17 protein-coding genes and 1 rRNA gene are annotated in these 19,976 nt (G+C 59.6%); 7 read left to right on the top strand and 11 right to left on the bottom strand.

Going from position 1 to position 19,976, the window contains the following annotated elements; genetic code table 11:
• Positions 1-194 precede the first annotated feature (194 nt).
• On the bottom strand, positions 195-2,759 hold the full coding sequence (locus I2C21_RS16845; RefSeq protein WP_195279834.1) for a hybrid sensor histidine kinase/response regulator: 2,565 nt from the start codon (positions 2,757-2,759) through the stop codon (positions 195-197).
• A gap of 325 nt (positions 2,760-3,084) precedes the next feature.
• Between I2C21_RS16845 and I2C21_RS16840 the strand changes: the two genes are divergently transcribed.
• From I2C21_RS16840 to I2C21_RS16830, 3 genes are all read left to right on the top strand, one after another.
• Positions 3,085-3,708 carry a cyclodeaminase/cyclohydrolase family protein gene (locus tag I2C21_RS16840; protein ID WP_502709464.1) on the top strand — a complete coding sequence of 208 codons (624 nt, stop codon included), beginning with the start codon at positions 3,085-3,087 and terminating at the stop codon, positions 3,706-3,708.
• A 36-nt stretch (positions 3,709-3,744) separates the two neighbouring features.
• Positions 3,745-4,602 carry a bifunctional 5,10-methylenetetrahydrofolate dehydrogenase/5,10-methenyltetrahydrofolate cyclohydrolase gene (locus I2C21_RS16835; protein WP_195279832.1) on the top strand — a complete coding sequence of 286 codons (858 nt, stop codon included), beginning with the start codon at positions 3,745-3,747 and terminating at the stop codon, positions 4,600-4,602.
• Positions 4,603-4,732: 130 nt separating this feature from the next.
• Positions 4,733-5,803, top strand: coding sequence for a M24 family metallopeptidase (locus I2C21_RS16830; protein ID WP_195279831.1), 1,071 nt, complete (start codon positions 4,733-4,735; stop codon positions 5,801-5,803).
• Between the two features lie 66 nt (positions 5,804-5,869).
• Here I2C21_RS16830 and I2C21_RS16825 read toward each other — a convergent pair whose 3' ends face one another.
• Positions 5,870-6,694 (bottom strand): alpha/beta hydrolase, encoded by an 825-nt coding sequence (locus tag I2C21_RS16825; protein WP_195279830.1) that lies wholly within the window; start codon positions 6,692-6,694, stop codon positions 5,870-5,872.
• A gap of 47 nt (positions 6,695-6,741) precedes the next feature.
• Entirely contained in the window at positions 6,742-9,945 is a 3,204-nt protein-coding gene (locus I2C21_RS16820) for a UvrD-helicase domain-containing protein (protein ID WP_195279829.1), read from the bottom strand.
• 162 nt (positions 9,946-10,107) lie between these two features.
• Between I2C21_RS16820 and I2C21_RS16815 the strand changes: the two genes are divergently transcribed.
• Complete coding sequence (locus I2C21_RS16815; RefSeq protein WP_186964376.1) at positions 10,108-10,599, top strand: flavodoxin family protein; 492 nt, start codon at positions 10,108-10,110, stop codon at positions 10,597-10,599.
• 89 nt (positions 10,600-10,688) lie between these two features.
• On the opposite strand, the gene I2C21_RS16810 is transcribed toward I2C21_RS16815, so the two are convergent.
• The 5 genes from I2C21_RS16810 to I2C21_RS16790 all read right to left on the bottom strand — a co-directional run bounded on the left by I2C21_RS16810 (position 10,689) and on the right by I2C21_RS16790 (position 14,977).
• On the bottom strand, positions 10,689-11,738 hold the full coding sequence (locus tag I2C21_RS16810) for an alcohol dehydrogenase (protein ID WP_195279828.1): 1,050 nt from the start codon (positions 11,736-11,738) through the stop codon (positions 10,689-10,691).
• A gap of 291 nt (positions 11,739-12,029) precedes the next feature.
• The gene (locus I2C21_RS16805; RefSeq protein ID WP_186964378.1) at positions 12,030-12,194 is read right to left on the bottom strand and encodes a FeoB-associated Cys-rich membrane protein; all 165 of its coding nucleotides are present in this window, start codon (positions 12,192-12,194) and stop codon (positions 12,030-12,032) included.
• Between the two features lie 33 nt (positions 12,195-12,227).
• On the bottom strand, positions 12,228-14,396 hold the full coding sequence (gene feoB / locus I2C21_RS16800; RefSeq protein ID WP_195279827.1) for a ferrous iron transport protein B: 2,169 nt from the start codon (positions 14,394-14,396) through the stop codon (positions 12,228-12,230).
• A 102-nt stretch (positions 14,397-14,498) separates the two neighbouring features.
• Positions 14,499-14,720 (bottom strand): FeoA family protein, encoded by a 222-nt coding sequence (locus tag I2C21_RS16795; RefSeq protein WP_101693940.1) that lies wholly within the window; start codon positions 14,718-14,720, stop codon positions 14,499-14,501.
• A gap of 44 nt (positions 14,721-14,764) precedes the next feature.
• Positions 14,765-14,977: a FeoA family protein gene (locus I2C21_RS16790; RefSeq protein WP_101694029.1), complete on the bottom strand. Its 213-nt coding sequence runs from the start codon at positions 14,975-14,977 to the stop codon at positions 14,765-14,767.
• A gap of 247 nt (positions 14,978-15,224) precedes the next feature.
• On the opposite strand from I2C21_RS16790, the gene I2C21_RS16785 reads away from it, so the two are divergent.
• Both I2C21_RS16785 and I2C21_RS16780 read left to right on the top strand, forming a co-directional pair.
• Positions 15,225-15,596 (top strand): metal-dependent transcriptional regulator, encoded by a 372-nt coding sequence (locus I2C21_RS16785; protein WP_101693941.1) that lies wholly within the window; start codon positions 15,225-15,227, stop codon positions 15,594-15,596.
• A gap of 70 nt (positions 15,597-15,666) precedes the next feature.
• On the top strand, positions 15,667-16,461 hold the full coding sequence (locus I2C21_RS16780; RefSeq protein WP_195279826.1) for a ZIP family metal transporter: 795 nt from the start codon (positions 15,667-15,669) through the stop codon (positions 16,459-16,461).
• Positions 16,462-16,532: 71 nt separating this feature from the next.
• Here I2C21_RS16780 and I2C21_RS16775 read toward each other — a convergent pair whose 3' ends face one another.
• Entirely contained in the window at positions 16,533-17,732 is a 1,200-nt protein-coding gene (locus tag I2C21_RS16775; protein ID WP_195279825.1) for an ATP-binding protein, read from the bottom strand.
• A gap of 273 nt (positions 17,733-18,005) precedes the next feature.
• Here I2C21_RS16775 and I2C21_RS16770 point away from each other — a divergent pair, with 273 nt between their 5' ends.
• Positions 18,006-19,304 (top strand): MATE family efflux transporter, encoded by a 1,299-nt coding sequence (locus I2C21_RS16770; protein WP_353654836.1) that lies wholly within the window; start codon positions 18,006-18,008, stop codon positions 19,302-19,304.
• Between the two features lie 56 nt (positions 19,305-19,360).
• Here I2C21_RS16770 and I2C21_RS16765 read toward each other — a convergent pair whose 3' ends face one another.
• Entirely contained in the window at positions 19,361-19,690 is a 330-nt protein-coding gene (locus I2C21_RS16765) for a cupin domain-containing protein (RefSeq protein ID WP_101693944.1), read from the bottom strand.
• 58 nt (positions 19,691-19,748) lie between these two features.
• A 5S ribosomal RNA gene (gene rrf, locus I2C21_RS16760) occupies positions 19,749-19,864 on the bottom strand.
• Between the last annotated feature and the right edge of the window lie 112 nt (positions 19,865-19,976).

Here is a 19,976-nt window from a genome sequence, read left to right as displayed (position 1 = left end):
CAGATGGGCGACGAGCTCCTGCAGCTGGTGGCCGACGTGGCCAGCGGCAAGCAGACCAAGGCCGAGTCTCTCGGCTACATGGAAATGGCCATTGCCCGCGTGTGCAACTACGTGTAATTCTCAAAAAGATAAAAACGAGCGGACTCCTTTTGGAGTCCGCTCGTTTTGCTTTTTCAAAGGATTTCGAAACGCCCTCATTCCTTATGCTGTTCTTCCCGTATTTGGATCAGATCCCGCAGCGTGGTCGAGAGGATCTCAAAATCAATCGGCTTAGAGATATGGGCATTCATTCCCGCGTCTACCGTGGCTGCAATATCCTCCGCAAAGGCGTTCGCAGTCACTGCAAGGATGGGGACCTCCAGCGCATCGGGACGGTCCAGACTGCGAATCATCCTGGCCGCCTCACAGCCCCCCATCTCCGGCATCTGCATATCCATCAGGATTGCATCAAAGCCAAAGGGCGGGGAGTTCCGGAAACATTCCACAGCTTCTCTGCCGTTCCATGCCTGCGTCACAGACATATCATGCATGTGCAAAAGCTCGGTGGCAATCTCCATATTGATGGCATTGTCCTCCGCCAGGAGAATGTGTTTTCCCTGCAGCCCGTCTGCTGTCCCGGCCGAATGGGATGCTTTCTTCTCCGCCACCTCAGGCTCCTCCTGGGCGACTTCCAGCGGAAGGGTCACCGTGAACGTAGTGCCCTCTCCCAGGGCGCTCTCAACCACGATTTCGCCCCCCATTTGCGATACCAGGCTCTTGACAATGGGCATTCCAAGGCCCGTCCCCAGTACGTGCTTGGCCCCAAAGTGGGTCTCCCGTTCATAGGGAATATAGATCCGCTCCAAAAACTCTTTGGACATACCGGCTCCGGTATCGGAGACCCTGATTTGGTACTTGGCATGTTTCTGGTGATCGATCTGCCGCACGGAAACCGAGATGGAATCTCCTTCCCCGCTGAATTTGAACGCGTTGGACAGCAAGTTATTCAAAATCTGTCCAACCCGGAAGGAGTCCCCATAGACCTGTTCTTCTCTCAGATCGATGGCGATCTCAAACTTCTTTTTCTCCTTCTCGGCCTGCGGACGGAATACCTCCGCACAGCCCGCAACACAGGTGCGCAGATTGAAGCTGTGCCGGTCCAGCGTCATTCTGCCCTGCTCCATCCGGGACAATTCCAAAATATCATTGATCAGTCCCAAAAGCTGACGGCTGGAGGTCTCGATCTTATCCAGATAATCCTGGATCCGCTCCGCGTCCTTCACATACTTCCCGGCCAATTCGGTCAGACCCAGAATCGCATTCAGAGGCGTGCGCATTTCATGGGAGACCGAGGAAAAGAAGTTCTTCTGCGACTGCTCGCTTTTGCGGGCTGCCTCCAAAGAATCCTGGAGCAGCTGCATCTGCTGAAGCTGCCGCTGCTTCTCTGCATCGATCTCCCGGAAGCAGAGCACCACCTCGCCCCGGTTCAGGGACTCATCAAAGAGCATCTGTACCTGGACCCAGCGCAGCTCCTGATCAAAGACCCGCCGGAAATCTCCTCCGAAATTCCGGACACGCCGCAGCATCAGACTCCGGATATTTTCAATGGAAAAGCTGTCCTGAAATTCCTGATAGGTCCCGCTCTCAATCACCGAGCTGAGCTGATGCAGCAGATCGGTATAGGCCCCCTGCTGAGGCAGGCATCCCCGGATATAATCCGAGCCCTTGATCATGTCATAGGTCTCCTGCTCCACATTGACCCGGTAGATGGCATAGTAGGAGTTTCCCAGTACCCGCACCGTCTCGTTGGTCCGTTCGATTCGGCGGTTGAGCACATACTCCCGCGCGCTCATTCCCACGACAATGAGCAGCAGCACGATGAGCAGCAGCAAAAACCAGATCGTAAAGGTCTGAAGATCGCCCAAAATCGTACTGAAGGGAACCGTAATGATGGACATCCATCCATTGGGCGCCGTGGTATAGTAGGCGCCCCGCTTGGCCCCCTGAACGTCATAGATAAAATCCTCGGGATCGGCCATCTCTCCGGCCTGGATCTGGTCAAAGAGTCGTTTGATATACTCCTGCATCTCCTCAGAGTCGCTGGGCATCTCGGTATGCGCATACAAAAGGGTACCCTTGGTATCGCACAGATAGTAGGAGCTTCCCTCCGGAAGATTCTGCGGATTCACCGCTACCTGAAAATTTTCCGGGAAAATATCAAAGGCCATCACATCGTTGGAATTGCTGCACTTTTTGGCAATGGTAATGACCGAACGCCCGGTAATGGCGTCCATATATGCATCAGTAAAGGCAATCGCTCCATCGGCTGCAATGGCTTTTTGATACCACTCGGTCTGATTTACATCATACGTCTCGTCGCCTTCCCAGTAATTGGCCGCAATGATCTCTCCATCGACCACCGCATAGGGATCGATCACCGCCGTCCCAAACATATTTCGGACCGTATCAAAAAAGCCGCTCATCCAGTGCTGTACGCTCTCATGGGAGGCATTCTCCTGAAGCTGCTGGTCCAAATACTCCGTCCCAAATTCCATCAGCATTTCAAAAACGGTGATGTTGCGCTCCTCCTCCACCGAGTAGCTCTGCGCCAAAGACTGCCCTACATTTTGGGAGTTTTCCAGCAGGGTATCCTGCAGCAGCGTCAATCCCAGCACGGCTGATACCGCAAACGCTGTCACCACCAACAGATTAAAACGCATCTGCTTCCAGATGGACTTTGGTCCGTTGCTATGAACGGATTTTCCACCATTTCGCTTCATGCTATCGCTCCTTCGTGCTCTGCCCCTTTTTCGGCCACAGAGCTTCTTTTCTATTGTACTTGCTGTGGAAAACGATGTCAACGACCGCTTGTTTTGCCATTTTCTCTTCCAGGCGATTCTGCTCTGCCAGCGCACTTCTGAGCCGGGTCACCGCTCGGTCTCTTCCCGGCGGCGCAGTCCGGGCGTGAAGTTTTTCCCTCCAAAATATGTATTTCTATACTCGCGAGTATTGCTTTTTTTAAACCAGTCAGTTATGATTATGGAACAGAGATTTCAACCAATGCGGATATTTCTGAAAAAAGGCAAAGTGAGGGATCCTATGAATATCGCGACACAGACCTGTACGGAATTTCTGGAGGCGCTGGCCTCCAAGGCCCCGGTTCCGGGCGGCGGCGGCGCGTCCGCCCTGGTAGGCGCCGTCGGCGTGGCTCTGGGCAATATGGTGGGGAATCTCACCGTCGGAAAGAAGAAATACGCCGATGTACAAGACGATATCATCGCGCTGGATCAGCGCTCGGAGGTTCTGCGCCAGAAACTGGTGGATCTGGTAGCCGCCGACGCCGAGGTCTTCGAACCCCTCTCCCGCGCCTATGGCCTGCCTAAGGACACGGAGCAGCAGCGCGCCTATAAGGAGCAGGTCATGGAACAGGCCCTGAACACCGCCTGCTCCGTCCCCATGGAGATCATGAGCGCCCTGTGCGAGGCCATCGAGCTGCACCGGGACTATGCCCGCATGGGCTCTGCCATTGCCATCTCTGATGTGGGCGTGGGCGTTCTCTTCTGCAAGGCGGCCCTCCAGGGCGCCAGTCTGAACGTTTTCATCAACACCAAGTCCATGGCGGATCGGGAGAAGGCCCGGGCACTGGAAGAGAAAGCCGAGGCCATGCTCTCCAAATATGTCCCCCTGGCGGACGAGATCTACACACAGGTGCTGGGCCGTCTGCGCTGAGCGCAGCCGCACACTGAAAAAGGAAAGGTGATGTACATGTCTACCATTCTCTCCGGCAAAGAGGTTGCCGCCGCCCTGACCGATGCGCTGGTCCAGCGTACCCAGGCCCTGAAAGACCGCGGGATCTCTCCCACGCTGGCCATTGTCCGGGTCGGAGAGCGGGAAGATGATCTGAGCTATGAGCGCGGCGCCACCAAGCGCTGTGAAAAGATCGGCGTGGCCGTGCGCTCCTTTGTCCTCCCCGCCGACGCCTCTCAGGAGGAGCTGCTCCAGGTCATCGATCAGGTCAACCAGGACCCGGAGATCCACGGCTGTCTGCTCTTCCGCCCGCTGCCCAAGCATATGGATGACGAGACGGTGCGCCGCGCCCTCGCTCCGGAAAAGGACGTGGACGGAATCACCGACGGCTCTCTGGCCGGTGTATTCGCCGGTGTGAAGCGGGGCTTCCCCCCCTGTACCGCCCAGGCCTGCATGGAGATCCTGGCCCATTACGGCTATGATCTCACCGGCAAGCGGGTCACGGTGGTGGGCCGCAGCCTGGTCGTCGGTAAGCCCGTGGCCATGATGCTGCTCCAGAAAAACGCCACGGTCACCCTCTGCCACACCCGCACGGTGGATATGCCCGCAGTCTGCCGGGAGGCCGAGATCCTGGTGGTTGCCGCCGGCAAGGCCGGCGTGGTGGATGCCTCCTATGTCTCCCCCGGCCAGGTCGTGGTGGACGTGGGCATCAACGTCAACGCCGAGGGCAAGCTCTGCGGCGATGTGGCCTTTGACGCGGTGGAGCCGGTGGTGGACGCCATCACTCCGGTTCCGGGCGGCGTCGGGTCGGTCACCACCTGTGTTCTGGTGGGCCATGTGGTGGAGGCGGCCGAGCGCACCTGCGGCATGGCGTAAACCGCGCTGCACACAGCTGTTTTTCCGCACGCTTCTGCACGGAAAAAAGCGCTCAGCCAGATCAAATTATGCTATAATGAAGGGGCCGGCAGAGTGCCGGTCCCTTTATCTGTTCAAAGGAAGTGTATCTATGGAAATGTCCCGTATCTCCCGTGTCACGGCGGAGATGAAAGCCGCCGGACTCTCCCAGATCCTCATTACCGCCACCACATCGGTCTACTACCTCACCGGCTTCTGGGTGGAGCCCCACGAGCGTCTGCTGGCTCTCTACCTGGACGCAGAGGGAAAGGCCGTCCTGTACGGCAATGAGATCTTCGGTCTCCCCTCCACACCGGAGCTGCCGGTGGTCACCCACAAAGACGGGGAGGACCCGGTGGCCGATCTGGCCCGCGCAGTCCAGCCCGGGACCCTGGGTGTGGACAAGTTCTGGTACAGCAAATTTCTCATTGGCCTGATGGAGCACCGCCCCGATGTGCGTCCCGTCCACGGTTCCATGCCGGTGGACCTGTGCCGCAAATTGAAGGATGAGGCCGAGCGCGCCGCCATGCGCCACAGCTCGGCCATGAACGACCAGGTGGTGGCCGCTGCCATCGGCGCCATCCGTCCCGGCGTGCGGGAAAATGAGCTTGCCGCGCTGGTCAACCGGGAATTTGTGGCCCGTGGGGCCGACTGTGAGGGCAGACAGCTGGTCTGCTTCGGCGCCAATGGTGCAGACCCCCACCACAGCGGCGATTCCACCGTGCTTCAGCCCGGGGACAGTGTGATCTTTGACATCTTTACCCCCATCTCCCGCTACTGGTGCGACATGACCCGTACCGTCTTCTACCAGACCGTCAGCGACAAGCAGCGGGAGGTCTATGAGCTGGTCCGCCAGGCCAACGAGGCAGCCGAGGCCATGGTCCGCCCCGGCGTCCTCCTCTCCGATCTGGACCGCTGCGCCCGGGACATCATCACCAAGGGCGGATACGGTCCCTATTTCACCCACCGTCTGGGCCACGGCTGCGGTCTCGACTGCCACGAGCCCCCGGACGTGAGCGGCGTCTCGGACACTCCCCTGGAGCCCGGCATGGTCTTTTCCGTGGAGCCGGGCATCTATCTTCCCGGGGAATTTGGCGTACGCATTGAGGATCTGGTGCTGGTGACGGAGGACGGCTGCGAAGTGCTCAACCACTATCCCAAGGATCTGCAAGTGGTGGGATAAGCCGCTTTTGCAAAAACGGATGGTATATCTTTCAAGAAGATATACCATCCGTTTTTATTTTAGGCTCTATGGACGTTTCCCCAAGCCGTGAAGCCAGGTCTCCGCCAGATCCATCCAACTGGCACACTCGATCTGGAGGCCCCGGTTATCCCGCCCGGCGGTGAGGGGTCCGGCGGTCCCGATGCCGTGCCGTCCCACCGGGTAGAGGTGAAATTCCGTGGAGATCTTATGGGCGCGCAGCGCCTGGACAAAGAGGAGGGAATTTTCCACCGGCACGCTCTCATCGGTGAAGGTGTGCCAGAGAAAGACCGGCGGCACATCGTCGTTCACCTGTTTTTCCAGGGAGAGGAAATCCCGCAGCTCCTCCTCCCGCTCGGCCAGCAGGTTCTCCGCGCTCCCCCGGTGACCAAATTGTCCCATGGTAATGACCGGATAGCTCAGCATCAGGCCGTTGGGACGGCGCAGCTCCGGCGGGGTGCCCAGCGCCTGGGTGAGGAAGTCGGCCTTCCAGAACACCCCCAGACAGGCGGCCAGGTGCCCCCCTGCCGAGGAGCCTTGCACCACGATGCGCTGCGGGTCCACATACCACTCCGCCGCATGACGGCGGATGAGAGATACGGCGTTTGCCAGCTGCAAAAGGGCAGTGGGAAAGCGTGCCGGTGCCACGGAGTAGCGCAGCACCGCCGCATGGGCCCCCATGGTCATACACTTGAGCGCAATGGCCTCCCCCTCCCGGTCGGAGGTCATGGCATATCCGCCCCCGGGACAGATCACCACCATGGGCCGGAGCAGCCCGTCGTCCAACTCCTCCGAATTGTCCCACAGATAGAGGGACAGCTTTGCCGTGGGGCCTCCCGCCCCAGCCGGGATCTCATGGATCTGATAATTCATGGGTCTCTCGCTCCTTTTTGGGTTTCACAGTTACCAGACGAAAGCCGTCAGAACAGGCTGATCTGACCGCTCTCATATTCTCTGGGGCGTCCCTGGGCCTCCTCCCGCTCCACCAGCGCGGAGGGAAGCTCCGCCAGGAAGGGAGAGGGCTCCTCCCCCGAGGTGAGCAGGATCAGCTCCTCTTTGGCCCGGGTCATCCCCACGTAGAAGAGGCGCCGCTCCTCGCCGCCGTCCACCGGATGGCGCTCTGATTCCAGCGGCAGCACGCCCTTGCGCACTCCACAGAGAAAGACCACCGGGAATTCCAGTCCCTTGGCGGCGTGGAGGGTCATCAGCGTCACTGCCCCCGCGTCATATTCGCCGGAGCGCCGCCACAGGTCCCCCTCGCCTCCCAGAGCGACCCCTTCCAGCAGTCCGGGCATGGTCTTATAGAAGGAGGCCATGCCCATCAGCTTCTCCAGGGCGTCGGAGCCGGTGCAGCCCGCTGCCCCGGCCCAGCGCTCCAGCAGCCGCCAGGGGCGCTCCCAGTCGGCCTGCTGGCCAAAGAAGGCGGTCAGCTCCAGCCAGGGGCGCAGGATGGTCAGCTCCCCATAGTCCTGCTCCACCGCCTTGACCCGCTGGGCCGCATCCCCCTCGGTGACGGCCCAGGTGTGGGACACCGCCCGGACCAGGTCCGCCGGAACGTTCCAGATCAGACGCAGTGCCGCCTCCAGCGCCAGCGTATCCGTCGCTTCCAGCAGCACCCGGAAAAAGCACAGCGCGCCCCGCACCGTGTCGTCGTGGAGGAAGTCATCCCGCCCGGCGACCCGGCAGGGGATCCCCTCTCGCCGCAGACACTGCTCCAGCACCCCGGCCTGATGGCGGGTGCGATAGCAGACCGCCAGATCGGAAAAGCTCCAGTTCCGCCCCCGGTCCTGGTGGCGGCGGGCATCCAGCAGATCGATCCCTCCCACCAGGCGGTTGATCTCCCGGGCCACAAAGACGGCCTCGGCCCGGTCGCTTCCGGTATGCACCAGGCGCACCTTTGCCCCACTGTGCCCGGCGGCATGGAGGACACGCTCCTCACCCCCGTTGTGCCGGATGACCGCCAGGGCACATTCCAGGATCTCCGGCGTGGAGCGGTAGTTCTCCGTCAAATGGATGGTGCGCAGCTGAGGGTTATCCTCCGCCAGCCGGGAAAAGCAGGCCGGATCGGAACCCCGGAAGGCGTAGATGGACTGGTCCGGGTCCCCGATCACAAAGAGGCTGCGGCCCAGACGGTTCCACGCCCGGAGCAGGCGGTACTGCATGGGGTTGCAGTCCTGAAATTCATCCACCAGCAGGTGGCGGAACTTGCGCGCGTCGCTCCGGCTCTTTCCCTCCCACTCCTCCAGCGTCTGCAGGAGCAGGTCGTCATAGTCCATCATCCCCCGCTCGGCCAGACGGCGGTCGTAAAAGGCACATGCCTGCTCCAGCTCCCCGTCTCCCGGCTCTTCCATGCCGTTTTTCCGGCGGGAGACCGCCTGGAGCAGCCGCTTGGGCGGCAGGGACATGCCGAGGGCGCGCAGGACCTGTCCCGCCAGCTCCAGGGCCTCATACTCGCCCACCAGCCCCACCGGCTCTTCCCGGGAGAGCAGGTGGAGTGCGATGGAGTGGAAGGTACCGATGGTCATGCCGCTCATGAGCCGCCGGTCTCCCAGCGCCTGCTCCAGCCGCTCCCGCAGCTCGGCCGCCGCCTTGTTGGTAAAGGTCACCGCCGCGATCTCTGAGGGGCGCTCCCCCTGTTCCAGCAGCCACAGAATCCGGGAGACCAGGGTCTTGGTCTTTCCGGTGCCCGGCCCGGCCACCACAGCTACCGCCCGTTCACCGGCACATACGGCACTCTGCTGAGCGGCATTGAGGGCTTCCGGCCGGGGCGCCTGCGGCTCTTCCGCCGGGAGCGGTTTTTCCACCGTATGCTTTTCCCGGGTGGAAACACTCCTCTTTTTGGCCTTTGGAACGTCGCAGCCAAAGAGGCTCACCTGCCCGCTGAAGGCCTCCTTCTCCTGCTCGGTGAGGAGGGTCATCCTGCCATACTCCCCGTCAAAGCCGGGCTGCCACAGGGCCTTTCCCGCCCGCAGGCGGCGGATGCCCTCGGCCACGCAGGGGCCAGCCACCGCCGCAATGTCCTCGATGGGCACCTCCCGCAGGATGTGGAACTCCGGCCCCAGTTTTTGCAGCATCTCCTCATAGCGCAGCTGGTTGCGCTTGCACTCCGGAGCGCCGCCCAGTGTGGCGGAGAGAACCTCCGGCAGCGGTGCCAACCGCTCATAGACCGGCGCTCTGGGGCGCACATACCCCTCCGGCCGGTCGGCCAGCTGCTCCACCCGGTGGAGCACGCCGGTGGTCAGCCGTTTGCCGCAGACCGGGCAGACCCCGCCCACCGCCTCGGCCTCCTGGGGAGAGAGGCACTGTTTGCAGTTGCGGTGGCCGTCGTAGTGGTACTTTCCCTCCTCCGGAAAGAACTCCACTGTCCCCTTCAATCCCCGCCCGGTCCGCAGAGCCTTTTCCAGTGCGGCGTAGGAATAGGGGATCTCCAGGAGGTTTGCCTCCCGCCCCAGCTTGGAAGGCGAGTGGGCATCCGAGTTGGAGACCAGGTGGAAGCGGTCCAGGGCCGACCAGCGCCAGTTCATGGGCGGATCGGAGGAGAGGCCGGTCTCCAGCGCATGGATACGGGGGGTCAGGTCCTCAAAGCACTCCTCAATGGTATCAAAGCCGGAAAAGGCGCCGAACAGGGAAAAGTGCGGCGTCCAGATGTGGGCGGGAATAAAAATGGCGTTGGGGGCGGCCTCCAGCGTGATCTCCAGCAGGTCCCGGCAGTCCAGTCCCAGGATGGGACGCCCGTCTGAGTGCAGGTTGCCGATGGCCTCCAGCCGCCGGGAGAGGACCTCCGCCCGCTCCAGGTCGGGCAGCACGATCAGGCTGTGCACCTTGCGCACCGCACCGTTTTTCTTGTAGATGGTGCTGATCTCCCCGCTGACCACAAAGCGAGGGGCCTCCTCCACCGGGAGGGCGCCCGGGCGGATCGCCTCCTCTTTCAGGGTATAGAGCCCCTCCTCCGCGGGAACCAGCTGTTCCGTCAGCTCGGCCCGCCAGGCCGGGTGGGTAAAATCCCCGGTTCCCACCAGATGGATGCCCTTGCGTCTGGCCCAGAAATCCAGTGCCGCGGGCACGCAGTCCCGGCTGGTCGCTCTGGAATATTTGGAATGGATGTGCAGGTCCGCAATCCGCATATCATCTTCCCCTCTTTCTCCGGCCGGAGCGCCTTTTCCGCCCCGGTTTCCTGTCGTTTGTTCCATGATAGTACGTTTTCCGCTTCTGTGCAAGGCCTTGTCTTTCCCGCCGGAGGGTTTTATAATGTCCATACCGAGACAAAACACAGGAGGCAATTTGGCATGAAACTATCCGTACTCTATTTTTCCCGCTCCGGACATACCCGTGACATGGCCGAGGAGATCGTATCCGGCATGAACAGCGTGGAAGGCGCCCAGGCCCGGGCCTTTTCCCTGGACGCCATCGACGAAGATTTCCTCCGGGAGAGCTCCTGCGTGGTGCTGGGCACCCCCTCCTATCTGGCCTGCATGGCCGGTCAGGTCAAGACCTGGCTGGACACCGAGAGCGGCAAATACGGCCTGGCCGGCAAACTGGGCGGCGCCTTTGCCACGGCGGACTATGTCCACGGCGGCGGCGACATGGCGGTGCAGGGCATCCTGACCCACTTCATGGTGCGGGGCATGCTGGTCTATTCGGGCGGCGGCTCCTGGGGCAAGCCCTACATCCATCTGGGCCCGGTTGCCATCAGCGACGATCTGGCCAAATACGCCCCCACCTTCCGGGCCTACGGCACGCGTATGGCCTCCAAGGCGCTGGAGCTCTTTGGCGCCTGATTTCCTTTCCATATACAAATACGCCCGCACAGCCCCGGTTCGAGCTGTGCGGGCGTATTTTTTGTCTTGGGAACAGATTTCTTTCCTCTCTACCCTTCTCCGGGCGGCGTGACCACCCATTTGATGCATCCGCTCTCCGGATCAGAAAAGACCCGGTATCCCTCCTCGATCCGGTCCAGTCCGCCCCGGTGGGTAATGAGAAAATCGGTGCGCAGACGGCCGGCGGCCAGCAGATCCATCAGGCGCTGCCCATGGCGGGCGTCCACCCCGCCGGTCTTGAAGATCAGATTCTTCCCGTACATCTCGGGCAGCGGCAGGACCTGGTTCTGCTCGTACATGGCCACTACGGCCACGATTCCGTTGGGGCGGGCGATCTGCCAGGCGGTCTGGAAGGTGTCCGCTCCCCCGGCGCACTCGATCACACCGTCCGCACCGCGGCCCTCGGTCCGCGCCAGAATTTCACCGCTCTCCCCAGGCGCCAGGACCACATCGGCCAGGCCCTCTGCCCTGGCCAGCTCCCGCCGCTCCTTGCGGGGCTCGATGGCGATGACCTGTCCCGCGCCCAGCAGACGGGCGCACTCCATGGCGCACAGGCCCACCGGTCCAGCGCCCAGCACGGCCACCGTGTCCCCGGTCTGGATCTCGCACAGCTCCGCGCCAAAATACCCGCTGGCCAGAATATCCCCCAGAAAGAGCGCATCCTCATCGCTCACATGGTCTGGGATGGGGGTGAGGCCCGTATCTGCAAAGGGGACCCGGACATACTCCGCCTGACAGCCGTCGGTGCGGCAGCCCAGCTCCCAGCCACCCCGGGTGCAGTTGTTCACGTAGCCCCGGCGGCAGAACCAGCACTCCCCGCAGAAGGTCTCACAGCAGGCGGCCACCCGCTCTCCCACGTGGAGCCGGCCCTTCAGCGCCTCTCCTACGGCGACGATCTCCCCCACGAACTCGTGCCCCAGAACGATCCCGGGCACGGCCCGGGGCACCGCGCCATGGGCAATGTGCAGATCACTGGTGCAGATGGTGGAGCGGGTCACCCGCACCACCGCGTCTCGGGGGTCACAGATCCGTGGAATCGGGCGGCGTTCCAATCCAATGTCCCCTACGCCCCGGTATACCATGGCCAACATGGTCTCCATCCCATACACGCCCCTTTCTTTTTTCCCAGTGTAGCACAGTTTCCGGTCTGAGACAATCCGTCCCCCGCATAGAGTATCTCAGACGGAGTTTGGAAAGGAGGTCTCTCGATGGCATCACCCACCTGTTGGGTCGGTCTGCGCTGGAATCCGCCTCCCGTACCGCCCGCCCCGGTCCATTCCGGCGTTCCAAGCACGCCGAAGAAATAGAGAAACCCACAGAGGGGGACGCCAGGTGGCGTCCCCCTCTGTGGGTTGTTTGGAGAAAAGTAGGAGAAAGGTATTATCTTGTACTTATTTGGCGGAAGGATGGGCGTCATGACAGTGCCCGGAGCATCCTCCGCAGCTTCCGCCGCAGGAGCAGCCGCCCTTCTTTTTTTCCTTCCAGGTACACCGGACGGCAAACGCGACCACCGCCAGAACGACCAGGCCGATCAGAATGGTTGAGAGATAGGGCATGGATACGCCCTCCTTTCCTGTATTGTTAGAGATTCATGATGCGCTTACCGCGTCCACAGCCCGCAGGCGGCTGCTCTCGCCCTGGTATCCCTTCCGGAAGAGCAGATACACCATGCCCGCCAGAACGGCAAAGGCCACAACGGTCCAGGCGCTGAACTGGCCCTGGGCCAGCAGGCCGAACTGATAGACCATCAGGGAGACCAGATAGGCAAAGCCGCACATATAGCCGATGGCTGCCACCGTCCACTTGGGGCTGTTCATCTCCCGCTTGATGGCGCCCATGGCGGCAAAGCAGGGGGCGCAGAGCAGGTTAAAGATCATAAAGCTGTATGCAGTCAGACCGGTAAACTGTGTTCCCACAGCCGCCAGCAGTTCGGAGGATTCCTCGGTCACCTCCGCGCCCAGGCCAAAGAGGACACCGAAGGTAGAGACCACATTCTCTTTTGCGATCAAACCGGTGACGGTGGCCACGGTGGCCTGCCAGGTACCAAAACCGATGGGAGCAAAGATGGGAGCCACCACGCCGCCCACCGCGGCCAGCAGGGAGGTGTTGTTGTCCTCCACCATCTGGAACTGTCCGTCCACCACGCCAAAGCCCTGGAAGAACCAGAGGACGATGGAGGAGAGCAGGATCACCGTGCCTGCCCGCTTGATAAAGGACCAGCCGCGCTCCCAGGTGCCCCGGAGGATATTGGCCGCCTTGGGGATGTGGTAGGCCGGCAGCTCCATCACAAAGGGAGCGGGATCCCCGGCAAAAATCCGGGTCTTTTTCAGGATTACGCCCGAAGTGACCACCGCGGCCACACCGATGAAGTAGGCGGAGACCGCCACCCAGCTGGAACCACCGAAAATGGCCCCGGCAAAGAGTCCGATGATGGGCATCTTCGCCCCGCAGGGGATAAAGCCTGTGGTCATGACCGTCAGCTTCCGATCCCGGTCCTGCTCAATGGTACGGGAGGCCATGATTCCGGGCACGCCGCATCCGGTGGCCACCAGCATGGGGATAAAGCTCTTGCCGGAGAGGCCAAACCGGCGGAAGATCCGGTCCATAATGAAGGCGATCCGCGCCATGTAGCCCACATCCTCCAGGATGCACAGCAGCAGGAACAGCACCAGCATCTGGGGGACAAAGCCCAGCACCGCGCCCACGCCGGCCACGATGCCGTCTACGATCAGTCCCTGGAGCCAGGGCGCGCAGCCCACGCTCTCCAGGAAGCCGTTGAGGGCGTCCGGGACCCATGCCCCGAACAGCACGTCGTTGGTCCATCCAGTGGCCATGCTGCCGATGGAGAAGGGCAGATTTCCCATGGAAATGGCATAGACCAGATACATGACTGCCGCAAAAATGGGCAGCGCCAAAATACGGTTGGTCACAATGCGGTCGATTTTGTCCGAGGCCGACATGCCCCGGCGGCTCTTCTTCACGCATCCGCTCACCACACGGGCAATATACTCATAGCGCTCGTTGGTGATGATGGATTCGCTGTCGTCGTCCAGCTCTGTCTCCACCGCCTGGATGATTCCATCCAGACGGCTTTTGAGATCCTCTCCCATCTGGAAGCGCTCCAGGACCTTCTCGTCCCGCTCAAAGAACTTGACCGCATACCAGCGCAGGCTCTCACCGGGTACCACGCCGCCGATCAGATCCATGATCTCTTTCAGCGCCTGCTCCACGCGGCTGGAGAAGGTGTGGCCCGGCTGGGTACTCTGCCCGGTCCGCACCAGGTTGGCCGCCTCCTGTGCGGCGGCCACACAGCCCTCGCCCTTGACCGCGGAGGTCTCCACCACCGGACAGCCCAGTGCCTGGCTCAGCTTCCGGACATCGATCTGATCCCCGTTGCGCCGCACAATATCCATCATATTCAGCGCAACCACGACGGGAATCCCCATTTCGGTCAGCTGCGTGGTCAGATAGAGATTGCGTTCGATATTGGAGGCGTCCACCAGATTCAAAATGGCGTCCGGCCGCTCCTCCATCAGATAATTCCGGGAAACCACTTCCTCCAGCGTATAGGGGGAGAGAGAATAGATGCCCGGCAGATCGGTAATGGTCACATCCTTGCTGCCTTTCAGCTTTCCCTCTTTCTTTTCCACCGTGACACCGGGCCAGTTTCCCACAAATTGTGCCGCGCCGGTCAGGGCATTGAACATGGTAGTCTTGCCGCAGTTTGGATTTCCGGCAAGTGCGATTCTGATTGGCATGGATATCCCTCCTCTTTGCGGAGCCCTCTCTGCTCCGCCTCATCCAACACGAAAGAATCTTTTGTCTTTTAGTTACTCTAAGCTAACCAAAGGACAAAAAACTCACTCCACCAGGATGTTTTCCGCATCCCCTTTGCGAATCGACAGTTCATAGCCCCGGACGGTGATCTCCACCGGATCGCCCAGAGGGGCTACCTTCCGCACAAACACAGAGGTCCCCTTGGTGATGCCCATATCCATGATCCGGCGGCGCAGCGCGCCTTCTCCCAGGATCTTGGTCACCGTGACCGTCTCACCGCATTTGACCGTTCGCAATGTTGCCATCGTTCTTCCTCCTTCCAACACACACACCGTCTGATACCGCCTTCTTATCCGACCAGGATTCGCTTGGCCATGGTTTTATCCAGTGCAACACGCGTATCTTTCACATGGACGATCAGATTTCCGCCGATCTGTGAAATGACCGTGACCGGGCTCCCCTCCACAAAGCCGAGGCTCCCCAAAAAACGGCGCACTTCGTCTTTTCCGCTGATCTTTCGGATGGTATTTTCCACACCTGCCTGCGCCATCGTTAACGGCATAGACATAACACCCCTATCCTTCCGCAAGTTAGAATAAGCTAACTATTTTCAGGAATAACAGGGAGTTAGCATTTTCTAACTCCCTTGTAACGGCGTTAGTTTACCATTGCTAACCACTTTTGTCAATGGATTTTTGGAAAAAATCTCGTCTCTTGTATCAATCTGCTTTTTATGATAAAATGAAAAGAACTTTCCGGTTTTGATTTGTACACTTCACAGGTCTTTCCGGCGAAGAGGAGGCACCTTCATGAAAATCCAGGAATCGGCCGAAAATTATCTGGAAACCATTCTGATGCTGAAAGAAGAGCGCGGCATGGTCCGCTCCATTGACATTGTCCGCCACATGAATTTTTCCAAACCCAGCGTCAGCCGCGCTATGAGTCTGCTGCGCGAAAACGGATATATCTCCATGGACAAAGAGGGCTTTATTGAGCTGACCGACCAGGGCCGTGCCATTGCCAGCACCATCTATGAGCGGCACCAGCTTCTCACCGAGTGGTTGACGCGGCTGGGCGTCAGTCCGGAGACTGCGGCGGCAGATGCCTGCCGCATCGAGCACGATCTGAGCGCTGAGACCTTTCAGAAAATTAAAGAGCACATTCAGCGGGCCGGGGATTGATTTCCCCGGCTTTTTCCTGTATACTGGATACTCAAAAGTTAGCATAAACTAACATTTAGGAGGATATTACATGTTAGGAGCACTTTCCTGGGCTGCTGCCGGCACAGGTTTTACCTTTTTGATGACGTCACTTGGGGCGGCATTGGTCTTTCTCTTTCGGGGACGCAGCTCTGCCACGGCGCAGAAGCTGTTCTTGGGGTTTGCGGCGGGCGTTATGATTGCTGCCTCTGTCTGGTCCCTGCTCATCCCCGCGATCGAAGAGGCAGAGGCGGCCGGGATCCCCGGATACCTGCCCGCTGCGGGCGGTTTTCTGTTGGGCGCCCTGTTTCTCCTCGTGCTGGACGGCCTGCTTCCCCACCTCCATCCAGATGCCAAACAGCCGGAGGGAATCACAAGCAGTCTGAAGCGGACCACACTTCTTGTCTTTGCCGTAACCCTGCACAACATTCCGGAGGGGATGGCCGTCGGCCTCTCCTTTGCCCTGGCTGCGCAGCACGGCGGGGAGGGGGCGCTGTATACCTCTGCTATGGCCCTGGCCATCGGAATCGGAATCCAAAACTTCCCCGAGGGTGCAGCCATCTCCATTCCCCTGCGGGAGGAGGGAATGCCCCGCTGGAAGGCCTTTCTCTGCGGCAGCCTCTCCGGCATTGTGGAGCCCATCTTTGGTATCCTGACCGTACTGATTGCCCCCCAGATCGGCCCTCTGATGCCCTGGCTCCTCTCCTTTGCCGCGGGTGCCATGGTCTATGTGGTGGTGGAGGAGCTGATTCCGGAGGCCCACCTGGGCGAGCACTCCAATCTGGGAACCTTCGGCGTGCTGGGCGGCTTTCTGGTCATGATGATTTTGGACGTTGCCCTGGGCTGATTTTCTTTTCCCCACTCCACAGAAGCATAGAAAAAAGAGCAGCAAATTTGCTGCTCTTTTTTTGTGTCTGATCAGACCCGCAGGCTGGCAATAAACTGGCGGACCACCCGGGGCGTGCGGCCCGGATGGTGCATCTCCCACTTGACGGCCTCGGCATGGAGGGTCTCCTGCTCCATTTCCACTCCGTAATAGGCGGCCATCCGGTCCACCATCTCCAGATATTCCTTCTTGCCCATGGCCAGATAGGGGATGCGCAGACCAAAGCGCTCGGCCAGAGAGGTTTTCTCCTGAATGGTCTCCGATGCATCCACCTCATCTCCGGCCCGGTCGCTGAAGGTCTGACGGACCAGATGGCGGCGGTTGGAGGTGGCATAGATGGCCACATTGGTGGGCCGGCGCTCCAGTCCTCCCTCCAGAATGGTCTTCAAAACAGAATAAGTCCGGTCGTCCTGATCGAAGGCCAGGTCATCAATGAACAGGATGAATTTCCGCCGGCGCCCTCCCAAGGTGCGGATCAGGTCGGGCAGTGTGGAGACCTCCTCCTTCTGGACTTCGATCAAACGGAGATCCTCAAACCCGGGGATGGAGAGGAGGGATTTCACCGTGGCGGATTTTCCGGTACCGCTGTCCCCATAGAGCAGGACATTGTTCACCTGATTGCCTTCCAGCATGGCACGGGTGTTGGCGATGACCTGGTCGCGCTGGCGCTCATATCCCATCATCTCCTCAGGCGTATGGCTGTCCGGCTCCTGTACCGGCCACAGCTTCCCCTCCTCCCACAAAAAGGCGCGGTACTGGGCAAACCGTCCCGAGCCATGGGCATGGTAAAAGGCGGTGAGGGACTCCGCGTCAAAGGGCGCGCTGCACGTCCAGCGGGGCAGCCCCTCCAGAACCGGGGCAAAATCAGCCGAGACACAGGTGCTGATTGCGCGGATCACCGTCTCACAGTCCAACTCCGCCAAGTATGCCAGCGTCTGAATGTCCCGCCGGGCGGCAGACTCCAGCACAGGGTCCTGCTCCTCGCGCTCCACCTGCCAGGCATAGGGAGACTCCTGATAGCGCAATGCATCATGCAGCCAGTCGGAGAGCCCCTGCTTCCCTGTCTGCCAGAGTGTATAGAAGAGGCGGGTATAGCGTTCTACCGCCTCTTCCCCCTTCCCGTCGTGCAGCGCGTCCAGCATAGACATCACCAGCTGCATCACCGGCTCATCCATCAGGTGTTTGTACGCCGCTATGCCCCGCAGGGAGCAGCGCAGCAGATCCAGTTCCATTTCCGCTCTCTCCTTTATCTGCACCGGCAGAATACCTTGCCATACAGCCTGTCTTTTCTTTCTGCCGCTAAAGTTTTGTAGATTTTATTTTAGGCCCTTCTCACCGGACTGTCAACAGATAGCATTGACTTATCCCCAGTCCTTGCTTTATGCTGTGTTTAGAATGCCATATTTCCACTGTCCGCCGGTATGGAAGGAGCGATCGATTTGCAAAGCCGGATTACAGAAGGGCCGATCTGGAGGCATCTTCTCTCATTTTTCTTTCCTATTTTGTTGGGAACCTTTTTTCAGCAGCTATATAACACCGTAGATGCCATCATTGTAGGTAATTTTGTGGGGACAGAGGCGCTGGCTGCCGTGGGTGGTCCTGCCGCAGTCCTCATCAACTTTCTGGTCAATCTCTTTGTGGGACTCTCCTCGGGCGCTACGGTCATCGTCGCACAGTACTATGGCGCACGGCAGATCCAGGAACTCCGCCGCACCGTACATACGGCCATCGCCCTGGCGATCGCAGCAGGTTTGGGCGTCATGGTGTTGGGTATCGCCCTCTCCTATCCAGTCATGGTACTCATGGGCACACCGGCCGAGGTCATGGACTACTCCCTGATCTATCTGCGGATCTATTTTGTAGGAAGCATCGCCTCCTTCCTCTACAACGTGGGTTCCAGCGTCCTCCGGGCCATTGGCGATACGAAGCGGCCTCTCTATTTTCTGATTGCCGCCTGTTTGACCAATATTGTACTGGATCTTATATTTGTGGTCGGCTTTGGTCTGGAAGTGCTGGGCGTAGCCCTTGCCACGGTACTCTCACAGATCGTCAGCGCCGTGTTGGTCATGCTGGTCCTCTGCCGTCCGGACTCGATTTTCTGTATTGCTCGCAAGGAGATCCGGTTCCATCCGGATATTCTCAAGTCTATTCTCCGCATCGGTCTGCCCACCGGGCTTCAGTCCGATATGTATACCATTTCCAATATGCTCATTCAGTCCTGCATCAATTCCTTTGGCACAAGCACCATGGCAGCGTGGACTGCTTTCTGCAAGCTGGACGCCTTCTATTGGATGATCTCCGGTGCATTCGGCATCTCCATCACGACCTTTGTGGGGCAGAATTTCGGCGCGCAGCGTTACGACCGGGTCCGGAAGAGTGTGCGGGTCTGTCTGCTCCTCTCCCTGGTGACCGCCCTGCTGGTCAGCGGACTGTATGCCCTGGGCGCCCAGCCTCTGCTGCGTATGTTCTCCACCGATACCCAGGTGATCGAGATCGGCACTTTTATCCTCTGGCGCATGTCCCCCTTCTACTTCACCTTTATCTGTGTGGAGGTCATGGCCGGCGCCATCCGCGGTACGGGAGATTCGTTGAAGCCCATGCTCCTCACCTGCGGCGGTGTGTGTGTACTGCGTGTGGTCTGGATCTTCACGGTCCTCCCGCTGGACCGCACGCTTGGTACCCTCCTGCTCAGCTATCCCATGACCTGGAGCATCACTTCCCTGCTGTTTATCATCTACTATGTGCGCGGGAACTGGATGCCCCGCCAAATCCAGAAGTATGGGTTTTCAGAAGAACAGCCCTGATGGAAGAGAATAAAAATGGCTCTGCATCTCATAAAAAGATGCAGAGCCATTTTATTTTATTGATTGGGAACAACCGCGAAGAAGACCAGATTCTCCGTGCCGTCATTGATCAGGCTGTGCGCATGTCCCTTGGGGCAGTAGTGGCATACACCGCTCTCTACACGCTCCTCACCATCGTCATAGAGGACCTTTCCGGAGCCCTGGAGCACATAGATGATCTCACTGCTGGTCTCGTGGGTGTGGTATCCCACCGATGCACCCGGCTCCAGCACACTGCGCATGATTTTATTGTGTTCATCCACATGCATTTTTGCCTGAACGGCTTTCTCACCGCCATAAAACTTTTCCAGGAGCGTCAAATCCATCGCATCAAAATTCAAGATCATCTTATTCTCCTCCAGTGCATATAAAATAAGGACGGACAGCTTACACTGTCCGTCCCTGTGTCGGCATTACCTATCTTCCCGGTCCGTCTCCAGACAAGTATTTTCGGCGCAGGTGAGCTTAACTTCCGTGTTCGGAATGGGAACGGGTGGACCCTCACCGCAATCAACACCGACTGCTATTTCAACCATCTCCGGTTAAAACCATAATTAAATTGGTGACCCGTACGGGAATCGAACCCATGTTTGCGGCGTGAGAGGCCGCCGTCTTAACCGCTTGACCAACGGG

The sequence above is a fragment of the Clostridium sp. J1101437_171009_A5 genome (assembly GCF_015547905.1).
Classification (GTDB): domain Bacteria; phylum Bacillota; class Clostridia; order Oscillospirales; family Oscillospiraceae; genus Pseudoflavonifractor_A; species Pseudoflavonifractor_A gallinarum.
The sequence above is the reverse complement of the archived record's forward strand: the minus strand, read 5'-3'. Positions and strand labels throughout refer to the sequence as shown.